The organism is Kitasatospora sp. NPDC032121 (genome assembly GCF_055580145.1).
The window spans coordinates 290,981-317,044 of the sequence record NZ_JBVILX010000002.1; the positions used below are offsets into that span (position 1 = coordinate 290,981).

Genomic DNA, 26,064 nt, shown 5'->3' on the forward strand with positions numbered 1-26,064 from the left:
GCGGCGGCCGTCGGGGCGGTGGCCAGGGGCCCGACGAGCTGCGCTCGGACGGTGTCGGCCGGCGACGCCCCTCGGGGGTCAGGGAGACCGCACAGCAGCCCCGGATGACCCGTGCGGAGTTGCGCAAGGCTGCCCAGAAGAAGGGCAAGGGGGGCGGCAAGCGCGGTCCCGCCGCGGCCTCCGCGGCCGCGGCCGCCGGCCCCGGCAAGAAGCGCTTCATCGACTACCCGAGGTTCGGCAAGACCGGCGTCCGGCGCTGGCTGCCGTCCTGGAAGCAGTGGCTGAGCGGCTTCCTGCTGGTCTTCGGCTGCTTCGTGGGCCTGGTGTTCTACCTGTACCAGACCACCCAGGTCCCCGAGCTGAACGCCCTGGTGAACAACCAGAACACCATCTACTACTGGGCCGACAACACGGAGATGACCCGCAAGGGCCAGACCAACCGTCAGATCGTCGAGCTCAACGACATCAGCCCCAACCTCCAGAACGCCGTCATCGCCGCGGAGAACAAGAGCTTCCGGACCGACAGCGGCATCGACCCCAAGGGCATGCTCCGCGCCGTGTACAACATGGCGAAGGGCGGCGAGACCCAGGGCGCCTCGACGATCACCCAGCAGTACGTGAAGAACGCCTACCTGAGCCAGGAACAGACCCTCACCCGCAAGGTGCGGGAGTTCTTCATCACGCTGAAGATCAACCAGGACAAGGACAAGGACGAGATCCTCAAGGGCTACCTGAACACCAGCTGGTTCGGCCGCGGTGCGAACGGTGCCCAGGCGGCCGCCGAGGCGTACTACGGGGTCAACGCCAAGGACCTCAACGTCTGCCAGAGCGCCATGCTGGCCGGCCTGCTCAAGGGCGCGACGTACTACGACCCCACCAACCCGGCCAACAAGGAACGGGCCCAGGGCCGGTGGAACTGGATCCTGGACCAGATGGTGGACACCAAGGCCATCACCCCGGACGAGCGCGCCAAGTGCAACGTGTTCCCGGACCCGATCCCGCAGAAGCCAAGCTCCAACATGAACGGTGAGATCAGCTACCTGGTCGACACCGCCAACAAGTACGTGATGGCCACCGACAAGACGATCACCCAGCAGATGATCGACCGGGGCGGCCTGAAGATCTACACCACCTTCGAGAAGGACAAGGTCGACGCCCTGAAGAAGGCCGTCGACGACGTCAAGGCGGAGAACCTCAACCCGCAGAAGCGGCCGGACAACGACACCAACATCCAGTTCGGCTCCGCCAGCATCCGCCCCGGCGACGGTGCGATCGTCGCCCTCTACGGCGGTGACGGTGTGGAGAACGGCCACTTCGACAACAACGCCGACGCCACCGGCGTCCAGGTCGGCTCGACCTTCAAGCCCTTCGTGCTGGCCACCGCGATGCAGACCGGCGTGCTCACCGCGAAGGACGACAAGGGCAAGCCGAAGCGGATCAACGCCGACAGCCGCTACCTGGCCGACGACATGTCCGAGATCCGCAAGCCGGACGGCTCGCTGGTGATCGGCGACGACGGCAAGCCGTACCGGCAGAAGAACGAGGACTCCGGCAAGCGCGGCTACGTCTCGCTGCGCCAGGCCATGCAGTTCTCGTACAACGTGCCCTTCGTCCAGCTCAACCAGGACGTCGGCGGCCAGAACGTGGCCGACATCGCGGTGCAGATGGGCATCAAGAAGGAGAGCCTCGCCGACCCGAAGACGGCGACCTTCCCGCTCGGCACCTCCACCATCAGCCCGATCCGGATGGCCACCGCCTACGGCACCCTGGCGGCCAGCGGCAAGGAGTCCGAGCCGTACTCGGTCACCAAGGTCGAGGTGAGCGGCGTGGAGCGCCCGGGCTTCGGCAAGAAGGACCCCAAGGTCGCGCTGGAGCCGGCCGTCGCCGACAACGTCACCGACGTGCTGGTGAACGTGGCCGCCAACGGCACCGGCAAGAAGACGAAGGACCTGGGCCGCCCGGTGGCCGGCAAGACCGGTACCACCGACCAGAACAAGTCGGCCTGGTGGGTCGGCTACACCCCGCAGCTGGTGACCAGCGTCGCCATGTGGCGCGAGGACCCGGCCAAGCACGAGCGGCAGTCGCTGAACGGCACCGGCGGCAAGGAGTCCATCCACGGTGGTGACATCCCGACCGACGTCTTCACCCGGTACATGAAGGCCGCGCTGGCCAACGAGAAGAAGATGGACTTCCCGACCCCGCAGCCGGTCGGCACCGAGGTGGACTCCTCCGGCGCGCCGTCCACGAACAGCCCGACCACCAGCCCGAGCGCGACCGACACCCCGTCGGCCCCGGCGCAGACCCAGGCGCCGGCGCAGCCGCCGGTACAGCCGCAGCCCACCCAGACCTGCGTGCCCGGCGTGGACTGCCCCGGTGACCAGCCGAGCACCAAGCCGACCAAGGACCCGCACCCGAGCAACACCTGCCTGCCGGTGGTCGGCTGTCCGACGCCGCCGGCGCCGACGGACAGCACCACGCCGGGCGGTGGCAACGGCGGCGGCCACAACGGCGGAGGCGGCGGCAAGCCGACGCCGAGCAGCACCGGTGGCCTCCAGGGCGGCCCGGCCGGGCAGTAGCCCGGGACGGGTGGAACCCGGAACGGCGGTGGCGGTCCTCCGAGGAGGGCCGCCACCGCCGTTTTCCGTCGGAGCCGTCGCCTTTCCGTCTCCCCTTCGCCGTCTTCCGTCTCCCCTTCGCCGTCTTCCGCCGCCCCTTCGCCGTCCTCCGTCGCCTTCCGTCGGGGGCCGCCGCCGACGACGGGACCGCTGCCGGATTCGTCACGATTGGCACACCCGCCCGCCGTACCGGGGCGCGGACCGTTGCGGGGGCCTCCTCGTCCCGGCGGGGTCGGTGCGGCAGGATGTCCGGCATGACGTCGAGCGATCGTGACGAAACCGCCGGCCCGGTCGGGTCCGGCGCCGCCGCAGGGCCCCTCCCGGCTGCCGTCGCCACGGCCGCGCCGGCGGCCAACACCGTCGTCGTCCCGGCCGACGAGGACCCGGTGGCGGCGGCCGGCAGCGAGGTGTTCGGCGGGCCCCCCGGCCGCCGGGCGCTGCTCGGCGTCTCCTGGTGGATCCCGGCGCGCTTCCTGGCGCTCGCGGTGATCGTGGTCTCGGTGCTCGGCATGGTGCAGAAGCTGCCCTGCTACGAGCAGGCCTGGTTCCAACCGGGCTCACCGCAGTACATCCACGCCTGCTACAGCGACATCCCGCACCTGTTCTCCGGGCGCGGCTTCGCGGCCGGGCTGCACCCGTACGTGGACCGCATCCCGGGCTCCTCGGGGGACCTCCAGTACCTGGAGTACCCGGTGCTGACCGGCCTGTTCATGCAGGTCGCGGCCTGGCTGACGCCCGGCGGCGGGGACCGGCAGAGCCAGGAGCAGTGGTTCTGGGCGATCAACGCCGGGATGCTGATGGCCTGCGCGGTGGTCGCCGTGGTGGCGCTCTCGCGCACCCACCGGCGCCGCCCGTGGGACGCGCTGCTGTTCGCGCTCGCCCCCGTCCTGCTGCTCAACGGCACCGTCAACTGGGACCTGCTCGCGGTCGCCCTGGCCGCCGTGGCGATGGCCTGGTGGGCCGGCGCCCGGCCGGGCTGGGCCGGCGTCTTCATCGGCCTGGCCACCGCGGCCAAGCTCTACCCGCTGCTGCTGATCGGCCCGCTGCTGGTGCTCTGCTGGCGGGCCGGCAAGTGGCGCGAGTTCCGGGTGATGCTGGGCGGCGCGGTCGGCTCCTGGCTGGTGGTCAACCTGCCGATCATGCTGGCCAACTGGCGGGGCTGGTCGACCTTCTACGTGTTCAGCAAGCACCGCGGCGAGGACTACGGCTCGTTCTGGCTGATCCTGATGCAGCGCCGCGGCTCCGGGCTGGCCGACCTCGACGTCTACATCGGCGTGCTGATGGTGCTGGGCTGCCTGGCCATAGCGTGGCTCGGCTTCTCGGCCCCGCGCCGGCCGCGCCTCGCCCAGCTGGCCTTCCTGGTGGTCGCGCTGTTCGTGCTGGTCAACAAGGTGTACTCGCCGCAGTACGCGCTCTGGCTGCTGCCGCTCGCGGTGCTGGCCCGGCCGCGCTGGCGGGACTTCCTGATCTGGCAGGCCTGCGAGGTGCTCTACACCCTGGGCATCTGGTCCCACCTGGGCCTGGTCACCGGCTCCAAGCAGCACGGGATCAGCGAGGGCTGGTACCACTTCGCGATCGGGCTGCACCTGCTGGGCACGCTCTACCTGGTCGCCCTGGTGGTCCGCGACATCCTCCACCCGGACCGCGACCCGGTCCGCTGGGACGGCAGCGACGACCCCTCCGGCGGGGTGCTGGACCGGGCTCCGGACGTGGCCGTGCTGGGCACCGCCCGCCGGCTGCGCGAGGAGGAGAGCTACGCCGCGTACGCGCCGGCCGGCCCCGAGCAGTGGCTCGACGAGCCCGAACCGCCGGAGCCGGCCGAGAAGGCCTAGGCGCTGCTGCGAGCGAGCCGAGCGCCGACGGCGGTGCTCAGCGGTCCACCACGCGGTCGAAGTGCGTGGTGGTGTGGCGGACCTGGAGGCCGAGCTCCTCGCCGATCGCCGGGGGCTTGGTGTCCCCGTCCAGGAACAGCAGCGAGACCTGCATGTGCGGCGGCTCGGCGAACCACAACTGCTTGCCGGCCCAGTGGAACGGCGACTTGGTCTTGTTGACCGTCGCCAGGCCGGCCCGGGCGATGCCCTTGGCCCGGGCCCCCATGCTCGCCACGTACTTGGGCGCCTCCAGGCCGATGCCGTGCGCGGTGCCACCGGCGACCACCAGGATGTGGCCGTCGGCGGGCGCCGGGTGCTGGCGGTAGCCGTAGCGGTCGCCCTTCTGCAGCGGGGTGACGTCCAGGACGGTGGCCCGGACCTCCAGCGCGGCGTGGTCGCCCAGCCAGAGCCGGGTGCCGATCCGGGCCCGGAAGACCGTCTGCGGGTACTGCTGGGCGAGCTGGTCCATGCCCGCGGCGCCGAGGTGGCTGACGAACACCGTGTGCACCGGGATGCCGGCCGCCCGGGCGGTGTCCACCCAGTACGCGACCTCCTCGACCGGGCTGGAGCCGTCCGGCCGGTCCATCGGCAGGTGCAGCGCCAGGCCCTCGAAGGCGACGCCCTCCAGCTCGGCGGCGACGGTGCGCAGGTCGGCCGCGCTCACGCCGTGCCGGCGCATGGTGGTCATGCACTCCACCACCACCCGGGCGCCGTGCAGCGTGCGGAGGGCGTCCACCGAGGCCACCGTCCGGATCACCCGGGCGTGCGGCAGCGGGAGCACCTCCTCGCCGACCCGGTACGGGGTGAGCACCAGCAGCTCGCCGCCGTACCACTCGGCGGCGTCGGCCGCCTCGTACGCGGTACCGACGGCGAGCACCCCGGTGCCCAGCAGCGTCGCCTCCTCGGCCAGCCGGTGGTTGCCCAGGCCGTAGCCGTTCCCCTTGGCGACCGGCACCAGGCCGGGGAACTCGGCGAGGACGGAACGCTGGTGGGTGCGCCAGCGTTCGGTGTCGAGGTAGAGCGACAGCGTCATCGGGTCAGCCTCCTCAGCGGCGGGACATGTAGAGGTCGAGGGCCTTGTGCAGCAGCTTGTTGAGCGGGAAGTCCCATTCGCCGAGGTACTCGGCCGCCTGGCCGCCGGTGCCGACCTTGAACTGGATCAGGCCGAACAGGTGGTCGTTCTCGTCCAGGGTGTCACTGATGCCGCGCAGGTCGTACACCCCGCCGCCCAGGGCGTAGGAGTCGCGCATCATCCGCCACTGGATGGCGTTGGACGGCTTGACCTCGCGCTTGTGGTTGGCCGAGGCGCCGTAGGAGTACCAGACGTGCTCGCCGACCACCAGCATCGTGGTGGCGGCCAGCGGCTCGCCCTCGTGGTAGGCGATGTAGAGCCGCATGCGGTTCGGGTCCTCGGCCACGAGGGCCTTCCACATCCGCTGGAAGTAGGCCAGCGGGCGGGGGGTGAACTTGTCGCGCTCGGCGGTGACCAGGTAGAGCTGGTGGAAGATCGGCAGGTCGTCGTAGCCGCCCTGGATCACCTCGACGCCGCTCTTCTCGGCCTTCTTGATGTTGCGGCGCCAGAGCTGGTTGAAGTTCTTGTGGATGTCGTCCAGCGAGCGGTTGGCCAGGGGCACCTGGAAGACGTAGCGGGGCTGGACGTCACCGAAGCCGGCGCCGCCGTCCTCGCCCTGGAGCCAGCCGGCCTTGCGCAGCCGGTCGGCCACCTCGAAGGCGCGGGCCTCGTACCAGTCGGCCTCGACGTCGCGCAGCCGCTTGGCCTGCTTGGCGGCGATGGCCTCCTTGATGGTGGGGGCGTTCCAGCGGCGGATGACCACCGGCGGGCCCATCTTCACCGAGAACGCGCCCTGCGACTTGAGGTGCGCCAGCATCGGGGAGAGCCAGCGGTCGAGGTCGCGGTCGAACCAGTCGATGACCGGGCCCTCGGGCAGGTAGGCGAGGTAGCGCTTGAGCTTGGGCAGCTGGCGGTAGAGGACCAGGCCGGCGCCGACGAGCTGGTCGGCGTCGTCGAACCAGCCGATCGACTCGGACCGCCACTCGGCCTTCACGTCGCCCCACGACGGCACCTGCATGTGGCTGGCCGAGGCGCGGCTCCTGATGAAGGCGAGGTGCTCCTCGCGGGTGATCGTCCTCAGGCGCAGGCTCATGTGCTCGGTGCTCCTCGTCGGTCGGGCTGCGGTGGCCCCAGGTTCTGGGCTGACCTTATCGTCCGGGGCTCGGGCGCCCGCCGCTGCGGGCACGGCGCCGCCCCCGTCGGGTACCTGTCTCCTCTTGCAGATACGCGACGGGGGCGGCGAGGGTTCCGGGCGGGCCCTGTGGGCTCGGTCCCAGTGGGGCGACGGGGTGGGACGGGGTCAGGCGGGGGCGCCGACGCGGGGGCGGCGGCGCGGGGGCGGTCCGGGGGCGGATCAGCCCCAGAGGCCGCCGCGGGCGATGCCGAGGTAGAAGCCGATGGCGGCGGCACCGAGTGTGATCATCAGGACGAAGCGCTCGGCGGTGGTGACCGAGACGAACATGCCCCACAGGCCCGTGATGATGCCGAACAGGCCGGTCCACGAGGTCAGCAGGTGCAGGTTGTGGAAGAACGAGGTGGTGAAGGCGATCACGCCCAGCAGGGCGGTGATGCCCACCAGGGCGTTCTCGCGGGGGTGCGGGTGGCCGTCGGTGTTCAGCGTGAGGGCGGGCATGCGGTGGACGGACTGGGCCATGGGTCCCACCTCCTGGCGTGGAGACGAACGGGCAGGGATCCCGTTCCGTCCAGATTGCGGTGCTTGGGTCGCTCTCACAACCCCTATGCGTTTTGTTCGGCCGTCCGGGTGCGGGTAGGCTGTGCCGTCTGCACTGGTGTAGTTGTGCCCCCTTTGCACCCTCTTCCGGGTGACACCCGTTCCGGGTGGAACGGGGCCGACTGTCCGACCCTGCCGTTACGGTGGGCCGGAGTCGTCACTGCTCCGGTGCCGACGCTACGCACAACCCTCCTGCCACGGAGAGACCGTGGCCGCTGAGTCCAAAGGAGGTGGGTTACTCATGCGTCACTACGAGCTGATGGTCATCCTCGACCCCTCGGTCGAGGAGCGCGCTGTCTCCCCCCTGATCGAGAGCTTCCTCGCTGTCGTCCGCAACGCCGGCGGCAAGGTGGAGAAGGTCGACACCTGGGGTCGCCGCCGTCTGGCTTACGAGATCAACAAGCAGTCCGAGGGCATCTACTCGGTCATCGACCTCAAGGCCACGCCTGAGGTCGTCAAGGAGCTCGACCGCCAGCTGGGCCTGAGCGAGTCGGTTCTGCGGACCAAGGTCCTGCGCCCGGACACCCACTGAGCCACCTCTGAGGCCTTCGGGTCTCGGGTAGCTCGCGTCCGCTGTTTCACGTGAAACAGCGGTGAACGGACATCTTCCCGAGAGGTCATCACCACCATGGCAGGCGAGACCGTCATCACCCTCGTCGGCAATCTCGTCGACGACCCCGAGCTGCGCTTCACCCCGTCGGGTGCGGCGGTCGCGAAGTTCCGCATCGCGTCCACCCCCCGCACCTTCGACCGTCAGACGAACGAGTGGAAGGACGGCGAGAGCCTCTTCCTCACGTGCAACGTCTGGCGGCAGCCGGCGGAGAACGTGGCCGAGTCGCTGCAGCGCGGCATGCGCGTCATCGTGCAGGGCCGACTGCGCCAGCGGTCTTACGAGACCAAGGAAGGCGAGAAGCGGACGGTCTTCGAGGTCGAGGTCGACGAGGTCGGCCCGAGCCTGCGCTCGGCGACCGCCAAGGTCACCCGGGCCAACCGGTCCGGCGGCCCCGGTGGCGGCTTCGGCGGCCAGCAGGGTGGCGGCCAGGGCGGTGGCGGCTGGGGCGGCGGCGGTGGCGGCCAGCAGGGCGGCGGTGGCTGGGGTGGAAACTCCGGCGGCGGCCAGTCCGGCCCCTCCGACGACCCCTGGGCCTCCAGTGCCCCGTCCGGTGGAAACCAGGGCGGCGGCTGGGGTGCCCCGTCCGGTGGCAGCGGCTACTCGGAAGAGCCCCCGTTCTAAGAGCTGACAGATTTCGTGCGGCCCGGCAGCCGGCGTCCCCGGACGCCCGCCGGACCGTGAACCCCAAATGGAGCACACAATGGCGAAGCCGCCTGCTCGCAAGCCGAAGAAGAAGGTTTGCGTCTTCTGCAAGGACAAGGTCAACTACGTTGACTACAAGGACACGAACCTGCTGCGGAAGTACATCTCCGACCGCGGCAAGATCCGTGCCCGTCGGGTGACCGGCAACTGCACCCAGCACCAGCGTGACGTCGCCACGGCCGTGAAGAACAGCCGTGAGATGGCGCTGCTGCCCTACACCAGCACCGCGCGCTAAGAGAGGGTGACCGAGTAATGAAGATCATCCTCACGCACGAGGTGCCGGGTCTCGGCTCCGCCGGCGAGGTCGTCGAGGTCAAGGACGGCTACGCCCGCAACTACCTGGTCCCGCGTGGCTACGCCATCCGCTGGACCAAGGGTGGTCAGAAGGACGTCGACGCCATCCGTCGCGCCCGGAAGATCCACGCCATCCAGACCCTCGAGGCCGCCAACGAGGTCAAGGGTCAGCTCGAGGGCGTCCAGGTCAAGCTGGCCGTCCGCTCGGGCGACGCCGGCCGTCTGTTCGGCTCGGTGACCCAGGCCGACGTCGTCGAGGCCATCAAGGCCGCCGGCGGCCCGGCGGTGGACAAGCGCGCCGTCGCGATCGCCTCGCCGATCAAGACCGTGGGCTCCCACAAGGTCTCGGTCAAGCTGCACTCGGACGTCGTGGCCAACCTCGACGTCGCCGTCGTGGCTGCCTGAGCTCCGTAGCCCAGGCCCGAGGGCCGGACTCCTCCGGGAGTCCGGCCCTCGGTCTTTTCCGGCCTGGCCCCGCCCTCAGCCGCGCACCGCTCCGGTGACCAGCCACTTGCCGCCGCGGGCGCGCCAGACCAGGAAGCCGGCCCGCAGCAGCATGAACAGGTTCATCGCCCACCAGAGCCCGGCCAGTCCGGTGCCGGTGGCCGGCACCGCCAGGGCCACCGGGACGAACACCGCCAGGGTGGCGAGCCCGGCCCAGGCCAGGTAGGGGCCGTCGCCGGCCCCCATCAGCACGCCGTCCAGCACGAAGACCAGGCCGGCCACCGGCTGGGTGAGCGCGAGCAGCAGCAGGGCGGTGTCCAGCTGGGCCCGGACGACCGGGTCGGGCGTGAACAGCGGGACGTACAGCGGGCGGGCGAGCACCACCAGCAGGCCGAGGACCAGCCCGGAGACGATGCCCCACTCGACCATCCGCCGGGTGGCGGCCCGGGCGCCGGGGGCGTCCGAGGCGCCCAGGTAGCGGCCGATGATGGCCTGGCCGGCGATCGCGATGGCGTCCAGCGCGAAGGCCAGGAAGTTGAACAGCGTCATGGTGATCTGGTGGGCGGCCACCTGGTCGTCGCCGAGCCGGGCGGCCACCGCGGTGGCGGTCATCAGCACCGCGCGCAGGCTGATCGTCCGGACCAGCAGCGGGCCGCCGGCCCTGGCACCGGCCCGGATGCCCGCCGGGTCCGGCCGCAGCGAGGCCCCCTCCCGGCGGGCGCCGCGGACCACCACGACCAGGTAGGCGGCGGCCATCCCGGTCTGGGCGAGCACGGTGCCCCAGGCCGAGCCGGCCACCCCGAGCCCGGCGCCGTACACCAGGCCGGCGTTCAGGCCGATGTTGGCGGCGAAGCCCGCGACCGCCACCACCAGCGGTGTGCGGGTGTCCTGGAGACCGCGCAGCACCCCGGTGGCGGCGAGCACGATGAGCATCGCGGGGATGCCCAGGGAGCTGATCCGCAGGTACGTCACCGCGTGCGGCGCGGCGGTCGCCGAGGCGCCCAGCGCGTCGGCCGCCCAGGGGGCCAGCAGCAGGGTGAGGAGGACCACCGGGACGGCCAGGCCCAGCGCCAGCCAGATGCCGTCGACGCCCTGCTGCACGGCGCCCCGGCGGTCCCCGGCGCCGATCCGGCGGGCGACCGCCGCGGTGGTGGCGTAGGCGAGGAAGACGAACACGCCGGTCGCGGTGGAGAGCGCGGCGGAGGCGACGCCCACCCCGGCCAGCTGGGGGGTGCCGAGGTGGCCGACGATCGCCGAGTCGGCCATCAGGAAGAGCGGTTCGGCGACGAGCGCGCCGAAGGCCGGGACGGCCAGGGCGAGGATCTCCCGGTCGTGCCGGCGGCGCGAGGGGGCCGGGGTCGGGGGCGAGGCGGTCATGGGCACCAGGCTACTCATCCACAGGTAATGGATGTAAGAGCCAGATGCCTATTACTCGAAACCCTGAGCGACGCGGTTCGCCCGCTCTGTGCCCACAGCCGTTCGGAGGTGTGTGAAGAATTTCTCATGCACAGGCCCGGAATGAGGTAATCCCAGGTCAACAGGTTGACGGTGGATCGATCGTCCGGTTATCCACAGGGACGTCCACAGGGGTGTCCACAGCTTTGCGGCAGTTCTCCACAGGACGGGGCCGCTCATCCACACCCCCTGTGGATAACCGCCTTGGCGCAAGGGCGTCCGGCGCTTTAGCGTGGGCCCTCCGCCCGACACTCCCGCCGCCCCCGGCGTCCGATTTGTCGGAGCCGTGGCGTACAAAGAGGATCCGCTCCACCCAGCCACCGGCAAGCCCGCTCCAACTTCGCACCACTCGCTGATCGGGGAACACGCGTGACCGGCCCCCAGTACGACGACCACGACGCCCCGCCGCCGGAGGATGACTGGCAGACCGCCGAGGACCCCTTCCCGGTCGGCGCCTACGACGACGCCCCCTTCCCGGACGGCCCCGGCGACCGGCTGCCGGTCTCCCGCAACCGCGGCGAGGACCGTCAGGGCGGTGGCCGCGACGGCTTCCAGAAGGGCGGCGGCAAGGGCGGCTTCCAGAAGGGTGGCAAGGGCGGCCGTCCCGAGGGCGGCTGGCAGCGCCGGGACGAGGGCGACGGCGCGGGCGCGGTGGACGGCTTCGAGCGCGTCCCGCCGCAGGACCTGGACGCCGAGAAGTCCGTCCTCGGCGGCATGCTGCTCTCCAAGGACGCCATCGCCGACGTGGTCGAGGTGCTCAAGCCGGCCGACTACTACCGGCCCGCGCACGAGATGGTCCACGGCGCGATCCTCGACCTCTACGCCCGCGGCGAGCCGGCCGACCCGATCACCGTGGCCGGTGAGCTGACCAAGCGCGGCGAGCTCCAGCGGGTCGGCGGCGCCGCGTACCTGCACACCCTGGTCAACTCCGTCCCGACGGCGGCCAACGCCGAGTACTACGCCCAGATCGTGCACGAGCGCGCGGTGCTGCGCCGACTGGTCGAGGCGGGCACCCGGATCGCCGGCATGGGCTACGCGGCCGAGGGCGACGTGGACGAGATCGTCAACGCCGCCCAGGCGGAGATCTACGCCGTCACCGAGCAGCGCACCAACGAGGACTACGCGCCGCTCGCCGACATCATGGAGGGCGCCCTCGACGAGATCGAGGCGATCGGCTCCCGGCAGGGCCAGATGTCCGGCGTGCCGACCGGCTTCGCCGACTTCGACCAGCTCACCAACGGGCTGCACCCGGGCCAGATGATCGTCATCGCGGCCCGCCCCGCGATGGGCAAGTCCACGCTCGCGCTGGACTTCGCGCGGGCCTGTTCGATCCACCACAAGCTGCCGAGCGTGATCTTCTCGCTCGAAATGGGCCGCAACGAGATCGCCATGCGCCTGCTCTCCGCCGAGGCCCGGGTGGCGCTGCACCACATGCGCTCCGGGAACATGACGGACGACGACTGGACCCGGGTCGCCCGCCGGATGCCGGACGTCAGCGAGGCGCCGCTGTTCATCGACGACTCGCCGAACCTGTCGATGATGGAGATCCGCGCCAAGTGCCGCCGGCTGAAGCAGCGCAACGACATCAAGCTGATCGTCATCGACTACCTCCAGCTGATGCAGTCCGGCGGCTCCCGGCGGGCCGAGAACCGTCAGCAGGAGGTCTCGGACATGTCCCGAAATCTCAAGCTGCTGGCCAAGGAGCTGGAAGTCCCGGTCATCGCGCTCTCCCAGCTGAACCGTGGCCCCGAGCAGCGCACCGACAAGCGGCCGATGGTCTCGGACCTCCGCGAGTCCGGCTCGATCGAGCAGGACGCCGACATGGTCATCCTGCTGCACCGCGAGGACGCCTACGAGAAGGAGTCGCCGCGCGCGGGCGAGGCCGACCTGATCGTCGCCAAGCACCGTAACGGTCCGACCGCGACCATCACGGTGGCCTTCCAGGGCCACTACTCGCGCTTCGTCGACATGACCCGGGACTGAGCCCGGCCCCGGCGTCGGGGGCGGGGGAGTCAGACGGTGACGGTGGCGCGGAAGAGCGTGCTGCCGGAGCCGGAGAGGCGGGTCGGGGCGCCGGTGGCGGGGAGGAAGGCGGACTGGCCGCGGGCCAGGTCCAGCACGGTGCCGTCGGCGGCGGTCAGCCGGGCGCCGCCCTCGGTGCAGAGCAGGATCTGCGGGGTGCGGCCGTCGATCTCGCGCGCGGCGCCGTCCAGCACGAAGCGGGACAGCCGGAACTCGTCGATCGGGACGGGGTAGAGCTCCTCGCCCGGGGTGCCCTCGACCGGGACGGGCTCCAGCAGCTCGGGGGCACCGGCCGCGAAGACCACGACCTCCAGCAGCTCCGGCACGTCGATGTGCTTGGGGGTGAGGCCGGCCCGCAGCACGTTGTCGGAGTTGGCCTGGAGCTCGACGCAGACGCCGGACAGGTAGGCGTGCGGCACCCCGGCGCCCAGGTACAGAGCCTGGCCGGCCCGCAGCCGGACGTGGTTGAGCAGCATGCCGGCGATCACGCCGCGGTCGTCCGGGAAGTCCTCGGCGATCCGGGCGTACGGGGCGTACTCCCCGTCGGGGTCGGTCGCCGCCAGCACCTCGACGGTCCGCCGGACGGTCTCCCCGTCGAGCGCGAGGGCGGCGGTCAGGGCGCCGCGCAGCGACTCGGACTCTCCCCAGGCCTCCGGCCCGGAGGTGCCCCCGCCGGCGGCCAGCCGATCGATCACCGGGGCGAGCCCCGGCACCGCGAGTCCGGCCAGCAGTCGGGCCGCGTCGGCAGGCCGGCGGAAGCCGCACAGGCCCTCGAACTCGCCCAGGGCGCAGACCATTTCGGGCTTGTGGTTGGCGTCCCGGTAGTTGCGCTCGGGGGCGTCCTGGGGGATGCCGAGGGCGTTCTCGGCGGCGAAGCCGGCCCGGGCCTGGTCGAGCGTGGGGTGGGCCTGGATGGACAGCGGGATGCCCGCGGCCAGCACCTTGAAGAGGAACGGCAGGGTCGGGCCGAACCTGGCCACGCTCGCCGCGCCCAGCTCGCCCTCGGGGTCGGCCGCGATCAGCTCGTCCAGCCGGCGCGGACCCTCGCCGCGGTCGGCGTGCGACGGGGCACCGGGGTGGGCGCCCATCCACAGCTCGGCCTGCGGCTCACCGGTCGGCCGCTGCCCGAGCAGCTCGGGCAGGGCGGTGAGCGACCCCCAGGCGTACGGGCGGACGGTGTTGACGAGCCTGTCCATGCGCGCGGTCCTACTCCTTCGCTGTCTGGGCGGCCCCGGACGTCCCGAGTCCGGATCGCCGGGGCGGGCCCGGCGGAGCGGGCTGTCCGGGCACGGGCAAGGGAAACGACCCTAGCCGACCGGTGTCACCCACGGGGAAACGGCGGGCGTCCGGTGGGAGTGCCGCGGTCGGACCGGCGGTTCCCGGCGCGGTAGTAGGATGCCAGGACGCAGTAGCCTCCGCCCTGCGTGCAATTCGCCACCGAGGTCCACCCCGGCCAGGTGGTGCCGGCGGAGCCGCGTTCCAGAGTGCGGGCGCCGGTGTCCCGGACACCCCCGCCATCGGCCGAGAGGTTTGTACGTGACCGTGAACCAGCAGAGTTTTGCTGATCTCGGCAAGGTCCTGGTGATCATCCCGACCTACAACGAGGCGGAGAACGTCGAGCGGATCGTCGGCCGGGTCCGTGCCGCCGTGCCCGAGGCGCACGTGCTGGTCGCCGACGACAACAGCCCCGACGGCACCGGCGAGCTGGCGGACAAGCTGGCGGTCGAGGACGAGCACGTCCACGTCATGCACCGCAAGGGCAAGGAGGGCCTGGGCGCCGCCTACCTCGCGGGCTTCCGCTGGGGCATCGACAACGGCTACGACGTCCTGGTCGAGATGGACGCGGACGGCTCGCACCAGCCCGAGGAACTGGACCGGCTGCTGGCCGCGCTGCGCGGCGCCGACCTGGTGCTGGGCTCGCGCTGGGTGCCGGGCGGCCGGGTGGTCAACTGGCCGAAGTCGCGACTGCTGCTCTCGCGCGGCGGCTCGACGTACTCGCGGCTGATGCTGGACGTGCCGATCCGGGACGTCACCGGCGGCTACCGGGCGTTCCGCAAGGAGACCCTGCTGGGCCTGGGCATGGACGAGGTCGCCTCGGCCGGGTACTGCTTCCAGGTCGACCTGGCCTGGCGCACGGTGAAGGCCGGCTTCAAGGTCGCCGAGGTGCCGATCACCTTCGTCGAGCGTGAACTCGGGGCGTCCAAGATGAGCCGCAACATCGTGGTCGAGGCGCTGTGGCGGGTGACCACCTGGGGCGTCACCGACCGGCTGGCGCGACTGCGCGGCGCCGCCGCCACGCGCTGACGACCGAACTCCCGCGCACGGTGTGACGTGCACCGGAAGGCGTGCCCCGCCGGGCGCGCCTTCCGCGCATTCGGCCGCCCGTGCTCCCATGCTGTAGGGCGCAGGAAATCCGACCGCCGACCAGAGGGAGCAGCCCGTGACGACGTCCCCGCCCGAGGAGAGCGCCGGCGCGGGTGCCGAGCGGCCGGAGTCCGGGCAGCCGGTCCGGCCGCTGGAGGTCGCCGTCTTCACCGGTCCCGAGTCGGCCTTCTTCGCCACCTCCACGCTGATCCTCGGCGAGCGGACGGCGATCCTGGTGGACGCCCAGCTCACCCGCAGCGCCGGTCGCGAGCTGGCCGAGTGGGTCGCCGGCAAGGGCAGACGGCTGCTCGCCGTCGTGGTCACCCACCAGCACCCGGACCACTACTTCGGCGCCGAGGAGGTGCTGCGGCTCTTCCCCGAGGCGCAGCTGCTGGCCGCCCCGGCCGTGGTCGAGGGCATCCGGCGGACCGTCGCCGCGAAGGTCGCGCAGTGGAAGCCGGTGTACGGCGACGACGTCCCGGACCACCCGCTGATCCCCGCCCCGCTGCTGCCGCAGCCGCTGATGCTGGACCGCCAGGTGATCCCGGTGCTGCTGCTCGGCCAGGCCGACTGCGGGGACTCCACGGTCGTCCACGTGCCGAGCATCCGCACCGTGATCGCCGGGGACTTCGTCCACAACGGCACCCACGTCTGGACCGCCGACACCACCCCGGCCCAGCGCACCACCTGGGGGCACAACCTCGGCCGGATCGCCGACCTCGGGGCGGAACGGGTGATCGCCGGCCACCGGGCCCCGGGCCAGGGCGACGACGCCGCCCGGGTGCTCGCCTTCACCGGCGAGTACCTCCAGGACTTCGACCGGCTGCTGGCCGCGCATCCGGGCGACCCGGAGGCGCTGGTCACGGCGATGAACGAGCGCTACGGGGAGCTGACCCTGCCGTCCTTCCTGGAGCTGGGCGCGCGGGCCAACACCGCGCGCACGGCCGAGGACACCGTCGAGGCCGAACTCGTCGCCGAGCCCGAGGAGGGCCCGGAGGACGAGGAGGGCCGGGACGACGCCGCGGGGCGGTAGGGCCAGGGGCGGATACTGGCCGCATGACGCCGTACGACGTGATCGTCCCGGCGGGCGGGGCCGCCCGGCGCCTCGGCGGGGCCGACAAACCGGGGCTGACGGTGGGCGGGACCACCCTGCTCGACCGGGTGCTCGCCGCCTGCGCGGGCGCCCGCACCACCGTGGTGGTCGGCCCGGCCCGGCCGAGCGGGCGGGCCGGCGTCCGCTGGACCAGGGAGCAGCCGCCCGGTGGCGGGCCGGTGGCCGCCGTCGCGGCCGGGCTCGGCCTGGTCACCGCGGACGTCGTGCTGCTGCTCGCCGCCGACCTGCCGTTCCTGGACCGGCGGACGGTGGAGCGGCTGGTCACCGCCCTCGACGAGGCCGGTGCGCCGGCGGACCGCGCGGTGTTGGTCGACGCGGCCGGCCGGGAACAGCCGCTCGCCGCCGCCTACCGGACCGCGGCACTGCGCGCCGCGCTGGCCGATCTCGGCGACCCGGCCGGTAGGCCGCTGCGCCGGCTGGTCGGCGGGCTGAGCGGGCCGTGGGTGGCCGACACCGACGGCGTCGCCCACGACTGCGACACCTGGGAGGACCTGGAACGGGCCCGCGAGCGCGACCGGAGCTGAACCTCACCGGTCGCGCCACCGCGGTGTGAGCGAAACGACGCGCGCCGCACTCGGGGCGAACACCTCGGTGAAACCGCCGATCGGGCAGCATGGGCGCATGGAGCGCACGCTGGATGACTGGATCGCCGAGGTCAAGGCCGACCTGGGCATCGACCTGGACGTCGACGTCCGTGGCCTACTCGACACGGCCCGGGTGGTCGCGCACGGGGTGGACCGGCCGGCCGCGCCGCTGACCGCCTTCCTGATCGGCTACGCGGCCGCCCAGCGGGGCGGCGGGGCGCAGGCCGTCGCCGACGCGGCCCGGCGGGCCGAGGCCCTCGTCGAGGGCTGGGGCACTGCCGGCCGGCCGGGCGAGTCGTGAGCGCGGTCGGCCAGGCCACCGTGACCGCACCGGGCACCGGCCCCGGCGTGCTGAGCTGGTCCCGGGCCCGCGAGACGGCGCGCCGGGCCGGGCCGCACCCGCTGCCCGGGGTCGCGGTCCCACTGGCCGAGGCGCTCGGCCGCACCCTCGCCGAGCCGCTCGGCGCGCTGACCGACCTGCCCGCCTTCGACACCTCCGCGATGGACGGCTGGGCGGTCGCCGGTCCCGGCCCGTGGCGGGTCGCCGGCCGGGTGCTGGCCGGACGGACCGATCCGGCGCCGCTGGCCGACGGCACCGCCGTGGAGATCGCCACCGGTGCCCAACTGCCGCCCGGCGCCACCGCCGTACTGCGCCGTGAGCACGGGCGGACGGACGGCGCGCTGCTGCACGACAGCGGCCCGCGGCCGCTGGGCACCGGGCAGGACGTCCGCCCGCGCGGCCAGGAGTGCCGCCGGGGCGAGGAGTTGCTGCCGTCCGGCACCACGGTCGGGCCGGCCGTGCTCGGCCTGGCCGCCGCCTGCGGCCACGACGGGCTGTCCGTGCACCGCCGTCCCGAGGTCCAACTGCTCGTCCTGGGAGACGAGTTGATCACCGCCGGGGTGCCCGCTCCCGGGCTGGTCCGGGACGCCCTCGGGCCGCTGCTGCCGCCCTGGCTGCGGGCCGCCGGGGCCGAGCCGGCCGAAGTCGGCTACGTCCGGGACGACTTCGGGCTGCTCCGGGACGCGCTGCGGCACTCCACCGCCGACCTCGTGGTCACCACCGGCGGGACGGCCGCCGGGCCGGTCGACTTCCTGCACCGGGCGCTCGCCGAGGCCGGTGGCCGACTGCTGGTGGACGGCGTCGCCGTCCGGCCGGGGCACCCGATGCTGCTGGCCGAACTCCCCGGCGGCCGTCACCTGGTGGGCCTGCCTGGCAACCCGCTGGCCGCCGTCGCCGGGATGGTGACCCTCGTCCTGCCGCTGCTGCACGCCCGCGGCGGGCGGCCGGCCGGCGCCCCCGTCCTCGCACCGGTCGCGGCCGACCTGCACGGGCACCGTACGGACACCCGGCTCCAGCCGGTCCGGCGGACCGCCGAGGGCGTCCTGCCGCTGCCCTTCGACGGGCCGGCGATGCTGCGCGGGCTCGCCCGGGCGGAGGCGCTGGCCGTGGTGCCGCCCGGCGGGGCGGGCGCGGGGGAGACGGTCGAACTGCTGGAGGTGCCGTGAGCGAGCGGTGGGGGTACCCCCGGCCGGCGGCCGGGGGAGAGGGAGCCATCAAGAGGTACGCGTCGGGAGACGCGGCGGCCGGGGGAGAGGGAACCATCGACAGGTACGCGTCGGGAGAAGCGGCGGCCGGGCAGCGCGAGGTGGGCGCGTGAGCCGGCTTCGACGCACGATGGCGCCCGGCACCGAGCCGTGGGCGGACGCCGGGATCGTGCTGCCCGCCCGACGGGCCGCGCCCGCCGTCCGGCAGGTCGGCTCCCGGCTGCTGCTGGCGCTCGCCGTCCTGGTCGCCACCTCGTTCATCGTCTACCTCGACCGGGAGGGCTACAACGACAACGCCGGTGGCGAACTCAGCTTCCTGGACGCGGCGTACTACGCCACGGTGACGCTCTCCACCACCGGGTACGGCGACATCACCCCGTTCAGCGACAGCGCCCGGCTCACCAACATCTTCGTGATCACCCCGCTGCGCGTGGTGTTCCTGATCATCCTGGTCGGCACCACCCTGGAGGTGCTCACCGAACGGACCCGCCTGCAATGGCGGTTGAACCGCTGGAGGTCCACCGTGCGCGAGCACACCGTCGTCATCGGCTACGGGACGAAGGGCCGCAGCGCCGTCGACACCCTGCTCGGACAGGGGGTGAAGAAGGAGGACATCGTCGTCGTCGACCCGCAGCGCAAGGTGATCGACCAGGCCGCCCAGCACGGCCTGGTCGGGGTGGTCGGCGACGCCACCCGCACCGACACCCTGGTGCGGGCCGCGCTGCCCACCGCCGCGCGGGTGGTGGTCGCACCGGAGCGGGACGACACCGCCGTACTGATCACGCTGACGGCCCGGCAGCTGAACAAGGCCGCCACCGTGGTCGCCGCCGTCCGGGAGGACGAGAACGCGCCGCTGCTGCGGCAGAGCGGCGCCGACGTCGTGGTGACCAGCTCCAGTTCGGCCGGCCGCCTGCTCGGGCTGTCGATGCTCAGCCCGCACGCCGGGGCGGTGATGGAGGACCTGCTGACGTACGGCAACGGGCTGGACGTGGTGGAGCGTCCGGTCACCCGGGCCGAGGCCGGGCACAGCCCGCGCGAGTGCGACGACCTGGTGGTCGCGGTGGTCCGGGGCCGACGGGTGCTCAACTACACCGAGCCGGAGGCCGCCGTGCTCCAGCTCACCGACCGGGTCATCGTCATCAAGTCCAGCGGAGTCGCGCCGACCGGCTGAGCCGCGCCGTGCAACCGCCCCGGACCGCAGTAGGTTCGGGGCATGCATGCGATGACGATTCCCGTACCCGGTGGTCCCGAGGCACTGGTCTGGGCCGAGGTGCCCGACCCGGTGCCCGCCGAGGGCGAGGTCCTGGTCGAGGTGGCGGCCACCGCCGTCAACCGTGCCGACCTCCTCCAGCGGCAGGGCTTCTACAACCCGCCGCCCGGCGCCTCGCCCTATCCGGGGCTGGAGTGCGCCGGGCGGATCGTCGCGCTCGGGCCCGGGGTGTCCGGCTGGGCGGTCGGCGACGAAGTGTGCGCGCTGCTGGCCGGCGGCGGCTACGCGCAGCGGGTCGCGGTGCCGACCGGGCAGCTGCTGCCGCTGCCCGCGGGGCTGTCCGTCGAGGAGGCCGCGGCGCTGCCCGAGGTGGCCTGCACGGTGTGGTCCAACGTCTTCCTCACCGCGCACCTGCGGCCCGGCGAGACGGTGCTGCTGCACGGTGGCGCGAGCGGGATCGGGACCATGGCGATCCAGCTGGCCAAGGCGGTCGGCGCGCGGATCGCGGTCACCGCGGGCAGCCGGGAGAAGCTGGCGCGGTGCGCCGAGCTGGGCGCGGACATCCTGATCGACTACCGCGAGCAGGACTTCGTCGAGGCGCTCCGGGAGGCCACCGGCGGCGCCGGGGCGGACGTGATCCTGGACATCATGGGCGCCAGGTACCTCCCGCGGAACGTGGAGGCGCTGGCGGTCAACGGGCGGCTGGTGATCATCGGCCTCCAGGGCGGGGTGAAGGGCGAGCTCGACCTCAACGCGCTGCTGCGCAAGCGCGGGGCGGTGATCGCCACCAACCTGCGCGGGCGCCCGCTGGCGGAGAAGGCGGCGATCGTGGCGGCCGTGCGGGAGCACGTGTGGCCGCTGGTCGAGTCCGGGGTGGTGCGGCCGGTCGTGGACCGGGTGCTCCCGCTGGCGGAGGTGGCCGAGGCGCACCGGGTGCTGGAGCGCGGGGAGCAGGTCGGGAAGGTCGTGCTGCGGGCCTGAGCGGGGGAGGTCCGGGGGAGGTCGAGGGGAGGTTCGGGGGAGGTCCGGGGGCGGGGCGGACGGCGGCGGAAAGGGCGTGAATTGCCCGAAATGCCGTAACGGCCGGGGCGTGCGAGTCTGGTCCGGAGCAGTCCCGCCGCCGATGCCGCCCCCGGGCGCCGTCGGCCGTCGGAAGGACTCCGACCGTGGCCGCATCACCGCACGCACCGCTCGGGCCACTGCCCGTGGCGCCGCACCACCGTCGTACTTCCCGCCGCTCCCCCGGCCGCGCCCAGCGGCTGTTCGCGGCGGCCGTGCTCGGGCTCACCCTCCCGCTGGCCGCCGCCTCCGCGGCCGTCGCGCTGCCTTCGCCGGCGGCCCTGCCGCTGCCGACGGTCCTGCCCTCGCCGGAGGCGGGGACGGACGCCCCCGGGCCGGCGGCCGCGCCGCCGCGGCGGCCGGTGCCGCATCCGCATCCGCACGGCGCCCGCGGGTGGGTCCGCCGGCACCACCCGGCCTCGCTGCCCGAGCGCTCCGACGCCGCCGTGGAACGGGCCAGGGGACAGGCCAGGGGACAGGCCAGGGGACAGGTCAGGGAGCAGGCCCCCGAGCAGGCTCCCGAGCGGGTGCCGGAGCAGGCCCCCGAGCAGGCGCCGGGCCAAGCCGTCGAGCTGGGGCCGGAGCAGGTCCCCGAGCAGGCTCCCGAGCAGGCACCGGAGCAGGCTCCCGAGCAGGCACCGGAGCAGGCACCGGGGCAGGCCCCGGAGCTGGTCGCCGAGGCGGAGCAGCCGGAGGCCGACGGGGGCGCCGCGGAGACCGGGACACCCGGCGACACCGCCGCCGTCCCAGCCCCGGCCGCTCCGGACGTCGGCGCGGCCACCGGGCAGCCGGTCGCCGCCGTCGCCGCTGTGCCCGCGATCTTCCCGGCCCACTGGCAGGACGCCTCCACCACCCAGCTCCCGCTGGGCGTCGGCCTGGGCCTGATCGGCTGCGGCCTGGGACTGGTCGGCCTGCGGCTGCGCAAGGGCTGAGGCCCGGGAGGGCCCCGCGCCGGGTGCGGCACGCCCGGCGCGGGGCCGGGTCGTCGGCGGCTGCGGTTCGGCGGGCGGGGCCGGCCGGGCCGGGCGCCGTCGGCGGGCGGCGGACGGTTGGCGGACGGGCGGTCGGCGGACGCGGTGCGGGAACTGAGTATCCGTACGGATACCCGCGCGGCGCCCGGCGGCGTACCGTCGTCAGGGGTGGCGCAGGACGGCGGGACGACCGGGGGCTTCCGCCCGGCCAATCCCAGTGAGAGAGAATGTTGTTCATGACGAATCCGATGAACGAGCGCCCGTCGCAGGAGCCCTTGCGGGCCGCCGGCGGGCAGTCGCAGGACGGCCAGAAGGTGCTGATCGTCGGACCGGACGGGATGCCCGTGGGCCAGGGGTTCGGCGGCCCGGTGGGGGAGGGGGAGCACGAGGGCGACGTGCCGCGCGAGCTCCCGGTGACCGAGATGGTCGAGCAGCCCGCCAAGGTCATGCGCATCGGCAGCATGATCAAGCAGCTGCTGGAGGAGGTCCGGGCGGCGCCTCTGGACGAGGCGAGCCGGGCCAGGCTGAAGGACATCCACGCGAGTTCGATCAAGGAACTCGAACTCGGTCTGGCCCCGGAGCTGGTCGCCGAGCTGGAGCGGCTGTCGCTGCCCTTCACCGAGGACTCCATCCCGACCGAGGCCGAGCTGCGGATCGCCCAGGCCCAGCTGGTCGGCTGGCTGGAGGGCCTGTTCCACGGCATCCAGACCGCGCTGTTCGCGCAGCAGATGGCGGCGCGGGCCCAGCTGGAGCAGATGCGGCGGGCGCTGCCGCCCGGCCTGCACAGCGGCGAGCCGGAGGAGGACGAGCCGGGCCAGGGCCGCGGCATCCGCTCCGGTCCCTACCTGTAAGTCGCATCCGGACCCACCCCCCCCGGCGACAGGTGCGTCCGGTCCGCGTCCGGACCGGACGCACCGCGACGGTCCGCCCCCGGTCCCGGCCGTCGGGACCGGGGGCCGGGACCGGGGAGCGGGCCCGGCCCTGGACCGATCACCGTCGGCGCGAGCCGATACCCTGGCCCCTGTCGCCGGCCGGTGGAACCGCCGCGGCAGGGCCCGCCAGTCCAGCGGGCAGGGCCACCACGCACGGACGAGACCGAACGTCAGGCTGCGGCGAGCACGGCCGCGCCGAGGGGGAGCAGAGGACCATGAGCGAGCACGGCAACGCGGCGGTCGAGGGCTTCTCCCTGGGCAACGGCCGCTATGTGCTGCAGCGGCTGCTGGGCGAGGGCGGCATGGCCTCCGTGCACCTCGCCCACGACCGCGTGCTGGACCGGCAGGTCGCGCTGAAGAGCATGCACAGCGAGCTGGGCCGGGACGACTCGTTCAAGGAGCGGTTCCGCCGCGAGGCCCAGGCCGTGGCGCGGCTGGAGCACCCGAACATCGTCACGGTGTACGACAGCGGCGAGGACGTCGCCCCGGACGGTTCCAGCACGCCGTACATCGTCATGCAGCTGATCGACGGCATGGGCCTGCGCGACGCGATCAACGAGGCGATCGGCCAGTACGGCGCGATGCCGGCCGAGCAGGCCCTGAAGGTCACCGTCGGCGTGCTGAACGCGCTGGAGGCCTCGCACGACATGGGCCTGGTGCACCGCGACATCAAGCCCGGCAACGTCATGTTCGACCGCAAGGGCAACGTCAAGGTCATGGACTTCGGCATCGCCCGCGCGCTGGAATCCGGCGTCACGTCGATGACCCAGACCGGCATGGTGGTCGGCACCCCGCAGTACCTCTCGCCCGAGCAGGCGCTCGGCAAGCCGGTGGACGCCCGCTCCGACCTGTACTCGGTCGGCGTGATGCTCTTCGAGATGATCACCGGGCAGCTGGTCTTCGACGGCGACTCGGCGTTCTCGATCGCCTACAAGCACGTCCAGGAGGAGCCGCCGGCCCCCTCCACCCTCAACCGCTCGGTCACCCCCGAGGTGGACGCGTTCGTCGCCCAGGCGCTGCGCAAGGACCCGGCGCACCGGTTCCAGAGCGCGGCGGCGATGCGGGACGAGGCGGAGCGGCTGATCGCGTCCGCCAAGGGCGGCGACAACGGGCACAAGCTGCAGGCCAGCACCCCGCTGGTGATCAACGAGGGCCCGCGCTCGGTGCACGCCGCCCCGCAGGCTCCGCAGGCTCCGCAGACGCCGCACCCGCAGTTCCTCCAGCAGCCGCCGCAGCCGCAGTATCAGACCCCGCCGCCGGCCTACCAGGCGCCGCACCCGCAGGCTCCGCAGACGCCGCACCCGCAGTTCCTCCAGCAGCCGCCGCAGCCGCAGTACCAGACCCCGCCGCCGGCCTACCGGACGCCGCACCCGCAGTTCCTCCAGCAGCCGCCGCAGGCGCACACCCCGCCGCCGCAGCCGATGCCGCCGTACCAGCAGCCGAAGGCGCCCAGCGGCGGCGGTGGCTGCTCGACGGCCGTGGTCGTGATCGGGATCATCGTCGGCGTGCTGGTGCTCGCGGGCATCATCATCGCGATCGTGGTCAACAAGGCGAACGAGAAGTCCGGCGGCAAGCTCGGCCACGCGGACCGCCCCGCCAACGTGCTGGTCCTCGACCTCCCCGCCGACCGGAATGGCCTGCTCTGACGGTTTACGGCCGGTTGGGGGGTGCCGCGTCCTCCCGCCGGAAGCGGTAGCGTTCGGGGATACGAAAGCGACAGGGCACCGCGATCCGAGCGAACGCCCGGGGCGAGGAGCGATGGCACAGACGCAGCAGCCGGACGACGACGCGGGTGTCCGAGCGGTCGGCCGGACCGGCGGTACCCCGAGGATTCCCGAGCCCGCCGCCGAGGCGCCGACCTCGGCGCTGCCGCCGGTCACCGCGGGCGGCCCGCAGACCCCGGGCCGCGGCACAGCCGTGCCGCTGAGCACCGTCGGCGACGGCCGCTACCGGCTGACCCACAGGCTCGGACGCGGCGGCATGGCCGAGGTGTTCGCCGCCGAGGACGTGCGGCTCGGCCGCACCGTCGCGGTCAAGCTCCTGCGTGGCGAACTGGCCCAGGACGACGTCGCCCGGCTGCGCTTCACCCGTGAGGCACACGCCGTCGCGGCGCTCAACCACCACTCGATCGTCTCGGTCTACGACACCGGCGAGGAGTACGTCGGGGACGAGTCCACGCCGTACATCGTGATGGAGCTGGTCGAGGGCCGCACCGTCCGCGAGCTGCTGGCGGACGAGGAGGCGCCGCCGGTCGACCAGGCGCTGATCATCATCGCCGGGGTGCTGGAGGCGCTCGCCTACAGCCACCGCAACGGCATCGTCCACCGGGACATCAAGCCCGCCAACGTGATCATCACCAACACCGGCGCGGTCAAGGTGATGGACTTCGGCATCGCCCGGGCGCTGACCGGCGGGGCCACCACGATGACCCAGACCGGCATGGTCATGGGCACCCCGCAGTACCTCTCGCCCGAGCAGGCGCTCGGCAAGCCGGTCGACCACCGCTCGGACCTGTACGCGGCCGGCTGCATGCTGTACGAACTGCTCACGCTGCGCCCGCCGTTCACCGGCGACACGCCGCTGTCGGTGGTCTACCAGCACGTCCAGGACCCGCCGATGCCGCCCTCGCAGGCCAACGGCCGGGTGCCGGCCGGGCTCGACCCGCTGGTGCTGCGCTCGCTCGCCAAGAACCCGGACGACCGCTTCCAGGACGCCGACGAGTTCCGCGCCCACCTGCAGCACGCCCTGCGCGAGATGCACGGCGCGGCCGGGGACGGCTGGGTCGGCGCCACCTCGGGCGACACCGGCGCGACCCAGGTGCTGCGGCCGGACCAGACCGCGGCCACCGCGGCCTTCGGCGCGGTGCGCCCGGGCGACCAGACCTCCGTGCTGCCGTACTCCACGGGCGGCCCGCACACCCCCTCCTCGCCCTACCCGGCGGCCGGCGCCCCGTACGGTGGCGGCGCGGACGAGGCCGGGGACGGCCCCGTACGGCGGCGCGGGCCGTGGGCCTGGGTGGCCGGCGCGATCGCCGTGCTGGTCGCGGCCGGTGCGGGCATCGCGTTCGCGATCAGCGGCGACAAGCCCGACCACGAGGTGTCCCCGACGCAGCCCCCGGCGGTCACCAGCACGGAGCCGAGCGCGCCCGCCCAGAGCGGCCTGACCACCCCGCCGGCCTCGGTCTCCGGCAGCAAGAAGCCGCAGGCCCCGACCGACCCCGGCAACAACAACGGGAACAACACCGGCAACAACGGCAACAACATGTCGCCGTCGCCGAGCACCGGCAAGCACGGCACGCCGACGCCGACGCAGACCACGCCCCCCAGCCACAGTGCGACCGGGAGCGCGCCGGCCACGACGGCGCCGGCGGCGACGACGCCGGCGGCGACCTCGGGCGCCGGCACGGGGACGGCGAAGCCGCCGGTGGACCCGAAGCCGACGGACGCGAAGTCGTCCCCCTGACGC

21 protein-coding genes and 1 pseudogene are annotated in these 26,064 nt (G+C 73.2%); 17 read left to right on the forward strand and 5 right to left on the reverse strand.

All coding sequences use genetic code 11. The features are described from left to right. Nucleotides 1-104 precede the first annotated feature (104 nt). On the forward strand, nt 105-2,576 hold the full coding sequence (locus ACZ5OX_RS07160; RefSeq protein WP_465629082.1) for a transglycosylase domain-containing protein: 2,472 nt from the start codon (nt 105-107) through the stop codon (nt 2,574-2,576). A gap of 293 nt (nt 2,577-2,869) precedes the next feature. Further along, nucleotides 2,870-4,447: a glycosyltransferase family 87 protein gene (locus tag ACZ5OX_RS07165; protein ID WP_465629083.1), complete on the forward strand. Its 1,578-nt coding sequence runs from the start codon at nt 2,870-2,872 to the stop codon at nt 4,445-4,447. 37 nt (nt 4,448-4,484) lie between these two features. Here ACZ5OX_RS07165 and ACZ5OX_RS07170 read toward each other — a convergent pair whose 3' ends face one another. The 3 genes from ACZ5OX_RS07170 to ACZ5OX_RS07180 all read right to left on the reverse strand — a co-directional run bounded on the left by ACZ5OX_RS07170 (nt 4,485) and on the right by ACZ5OX_RS07180 (nt 7,212). Then, nucleotides 4,485-5,519 (reverse strand): alanine racemase, encoded by a 1,035-nt coding sequence (locus ACZ5OX_RS07170; RefSeq protein ID WP_465629084.1) that lies wholly within the window; start codon nt 5,517-5,519, stop codon nt 4,485-4,487. Nucleotides 5,520-5,532: 13 nt separating this feature from the next. Continuing rightward, nucleotides 5,533-6,651, reverse strand: coding sequence for a lipid II:glycine glycyltransferase FemX (locus ACZ5OX_RS07175; RefSeq protein ID WP_392868645.1), 1,119 nt, complete (start codon nt 6,649-6,651; stop codon nt 5,533-5,535). Between the two features lie 261 nt (nt 6,652-6,912). Then, nucleotides 6,913-7,212, reverse strand: a complete 300-nt coding sequence (locus tag ACZ5OX_RS07180; protein ID WP_392868643.1) for a hypothetical protein — start codon at nt 7,210-7,212, stop codon at nt 6,913-6,915. Between the two features lie 319 nt (nt 7,213-7,531). Here ACZ5OX_RS07180 and rpsF point away from each other — a divergent pair, with 319 nt between their 5' ends. The 4 genes from rpsF to rplI all read left to right on the forward strand — a co-directional run bounded on the left by rpsF (nt 7,532) and on the right by rplI (nt 9,304). Continuing rightward, complete coding sequence (gene rpsF / locus ACZ5OX_RS07185; RefSeq protein ID WP_188298654.1) at nt 7,532-7,822, forward strand: 30S ribosomal protein S6; 291 nt, start codon at nt 7,532-7,534, stop codon at nt 7,820-7,822. A gap of 96 nt (nt 7,823-7,918) precedes the next feature. Further along, nucleotides 7,919-8,524: a single-stranded DNA-binding protein gene (locus ACZ5OX_RS07190; RefSeq protein ID WP_449787872.1), complete on the forward strand. Its 606-nt coding sequence runs from the start codon at nt 7,919-7,921 to the stop codon at nt 8,522-8,524. Nucleotides 8,525-8,603: 79 nt separating this feature from the next. Then, nucleotides 8,604-8,840 carry a 30S ribosomal protein S18 gene (rpsR, locus tag ACZ5OX_RS07195; RefSeq protein WP_030059640.1) on the forward strand — a complete coding sequence of 79 codons (237 nt, stop codon included), beginning with the start codon at nt 8,604-8,606 and terminating at the stop codon, nt 8,838-8,840. A 17-nt stretch (nt 8,841-8,857) separates the two neighbouring features. After that, nucleotides 8,858-9,304, forward strand: coding sequence for a 50S ribosomal protein L9 (gene rplI, locus ACZ5OX_RS07200; protein ID WP_359822975.1), 447 nt, complete (start codon nt 8,858-8,860; stop codon nt 9,302-9,304). A gap of 75 nt (nt 9,305-9,379) precedes the next feature. On the opposite strand, the gene ACZ5OX_RS07205 is transcribed toward rplI, so the two are convergent. Beyond that, nucleotides 9,380-10,720: an MATE family efflux transporter gene (locus ACZ5OX_RS07205; protein ID WP_465629085.1), complete on the reverse strand. Its 1,341-nt coding sequence runs from the start codon at nt 10,718-10,720 to the stop codon at nt 9,380-9,382. 573 nt (nt 10,721-11,293) lie between these two features. On the opposite strand from ACZ5OX_RS07205, the gene dnaB reads away from it, so the two are divergent. Then, nucleotides 11,294-12,781 (forward strand): replicative DNA helicase, encoded by a 1,488-nt coding sequence (gene dnaB, locus ACZ5OX_RS07210; protein ID WP_465629607.1) that lies wholly within the window; start codon nt 11,294-11,296, stop codon nt 12,779-12,781. Nucleotides 12,782-12,810: 29 nt separating this feature from the next. Here the strand turns inward: dnaB and manA are convergent, their stop codons facing one another. Continuing rightward, on the reverse strand, nt 12,811-14,016 hold the full coding sequence (manA, locus tag ACZ5OX_RS07215; protein WP_465629086.1) for a mannose-6-phosphate isomerase, class I: 1,206 nt from the start codon (nt 14,014-14,016) through the stop codon (nt 12,811-12,813). Between the two features lie 340 nt (nt 14,017-14,356). On the opposite strand from manA, the gene ACZ5OX_RS07220 reads away from it, so the two are divergent. The 10 genes and pseudogenes from ACZ5OX_RS07220 to ACZ5OX_RS07265 all read left to right on the forward strand — a co-directional run bounded on the left by ACZ5OX_RS07220 (nt 14,357) and on the right by ACZ5OX_RS07265 (nt 26,061). Continuing rightward, nucleotides 14,357-15,124: a polyprenol monophosphomannose synthase gene (locus tag ACZ5OX_RS07220; RefSeq protein ID WP_465629087.1), complete on the forward strand. Its 768-nt coding sequence runs from the start codon at nt 14,357-14,359 to the stop codon at nt 15,122-15,124. A gap of 136 nt (nt 15,125-15,260) precedes the next feature. After that, a complete protein-coding gene (locus tag ACZ5OX_RS07225; RefSeq protein ID WP_465629088.1) occupies nt 15,261-16,217 on the forward strand; it encodes an MBL fold metallo-hydrolase in 957 nt (318 codons plus the stop codon). A gap of 23 nt (nt 16,218-16,240) precedes the next feature. Further along, nucleotides 16,241-17,183 (forward strand): annotated as a pseudogene (locus ACZ5OX_RS07230) (NTP transferase domain-containing protein). After that, nucleotides 17,180-18,388 (forward strand): molybdopterin molybdotransferase MoeA, encoded by a 1,209-nt coding sequence (locus ACZ5OX_RS07235; RefSeq protein ID WP_465629089.1) that lies wholly within the window; start codon nt 17,180-17,182, stop codon nt 18,386-18,388. The pseudogene ACZ5OX_RS07230 and the gene ACZ5OX_RS07235 overlap by 4 nt, the downstream one beginning before the upstream one ends. Before the next feature lie 169 nt (nt 18,389-18,557). Further along, nucleotides 18,558-19,598 carry a potassium channel family protein gene (locus ACZ5OX_RS07240; protein WP_465629608.1) on the forward strand — a complete coding sequence of 347 codons (1,041 nt, stop codon included), beginning with the start codon at nt 18,558-18,560 and terminating at the stop codon, nt 19,596-19,598. Between the two features lie 42 nt (nt 19,599-19,640). After that, the gene (locus tag ACZ5OX_RS07245) at nt 19,641-20,618 is read left to right on the forward strand and encodes an NAD(P)H-quinone oxidoreductase (RefSeq protein WP_465629090.1); all 978 of its coding nucleotides are present in this window, start codon (nt 19,641-19,643) and stop codon (nt 20,616-20,618) included. Between the two features lie 185 nt (nt 20,619-20,803). Beyond that, nucleotides 20,804-21,628 carry a hypothetical protein gene (locus ACZ5OX_RS07250; RefSeq protein ID WP_465629091.1) on the forward strand — a complete coding sequence of 275 codons (825 nt, stop codon included), beginning with the start codon at nt 20,804-20,806 and terminating at the stop codon, nt 21,626-21,628. Between the two features lie 275 nt (nt 21,629-21,903). Then, on the forward strand, nt 21,904-22,518 hold the full coding sequence (locus ACZ5OX_RS07255) for a bacterial proteasome activator family protein (protein ID WP_449787863.1): 615 nt from the start codon (nt 21,904-21,906) through the stop codon (nt 22,516-22,518). Between the two features lie 296 nt (nt 22,519-22,814). Next, nucleotides 22,815-24,245: a protein kinase domain-containing protein gene (locus ACZ5OX_RS07260; protein WP_465629092.1), complete on the forward strand. Its 1,431-nt coding sequence runs from the start codon at nt 22,815-22,817 to the stop codon at nt 24,243-24,245. A gap of 112 nt (nt 24,246-24,357) precedes the next feature. After that, nucleotides 24,358-26,061: a protein kinase domain-containing protein gene (locus ACZ5OX_RS07265; RefSeq protein ID WP_465629093.1), complete on the forward strand. Its 1,704-nt coding sequence runs from the start codon at nt 24,358-24,360 to the stop codon at nt 26,059-26,061. Nucleotides 26,062-26,064 lie beyond the last annotated feature (3 nt).

Coding starts and splice junctions, on each gene's coding strand:
- ACZ5OX_RS07160 (WP_465629082.1), top strand. CDS start 105: ATGACCCGTGCGGAGTTGCGCAAGGCTGCCCAGAAGAAGGGCAAGGGG.
- ACZ5OX_RS07165 (WP_465629083.1), top strand. CDS start 2,870: ATGACGTCGAGCGATCGTGACGAAACCGCCGGCCCGGTCGGGTCCGGC.
- ACZ5OX_RS07170 (WP_465629084.1), bottom strand. CDS start 5,519: ATGACGCTGTCGCTCTACCTCGACACCGAACGCTGGCGCACCCACCAG.
- ACZ5OX_RS07175 (WP_392868645.1), bottom strand. CDS start 6,651: ATGAGCCTGCGCCTGAGGACGATCACCCGCGAGGAGCACCTCGCCTTC.
- ACZ5OX_RS07180 (WP_392868643.1), bottom strand. CDS start 7,212: ATGGCCCAGTCCGTCCACCGCATGCCCGCCCTCACGCTGAACACCGAC.
- rpsF (WP_188298654.1), top strand. CDS start 7,532: ATGCGTCACTACGAGCTGATGGTCATCCTCGACCCCTCGGTCGAGGAG.
- ACZ5OX_RS07190 (WP_449787872.1), top strand. CDS start 7,919: ATGGCAGGCGAGACCGTCATCACCCTCGTCGGCAATCTCGTCGACGAC.
- rpsR (WP_030059640.1), top strand. CDS start 8,604: ATGGCGAAGCCGCCTGCTCGCAAGCCGAAGAAGAAGGTTTGCGTCTTC.
- rplI (WP_359822975.1), top strand. CDS start 8,858: ATGAAGATCATCCTCACGCACGAGGTGCCGGGTCTCGGCTCCGCCGGC.
- ACZ5OX_RS07205 (WP_465629085.1), bottom strand. CDS start 10,720: ATGACCGCCTCGCCCCCGACCCCGGCCCCCTCGCGCCGCCGGCACGAC.
- manA (WP_465629086.1), bottom strand. CDS start 14,016: ATGGACAGGCTCGTCAACACCGTCCGCCCGTACGCCTGGGGGTCGCTC.
- ACZ5OX_RS07240 (WP_465629608.1), top strand. CDS start 18,558: ATGGCGCCCGGCACCGAGCCGTGGGCGGACGCCGGGATCGTGCTGCCC.
- ACZ5OX_RS07245 (WP_465629090.1), top strand. CDS start 19,641: ATGCATGCGATGACGATTCCCGTACCCGGTGGTCCCGAGGCACTGGTC.
- ACZ5OX_RS07255 (WP_449787863.1), top strand. CDS start 21,904: ATGACGAATCCGATGAACGAGCGCCCGTCGCAGGAGCCCTTGCGGGCC.
- ACZ5OX_RS07260 (WP_465629092.1), top strand. CDS start 22,815: ATGAGCGAGCACGGCAACGCGGCGGTCGAGGGCTTCTCCCTGGGCAAC.
- ACZ5OX_RS07265 (WP_465629093.1), top strand. CDS start 24,358: ATGGCACAGACGCAGCAGCCGGACGACGACGCGGGTGTCCGAGCGGTC.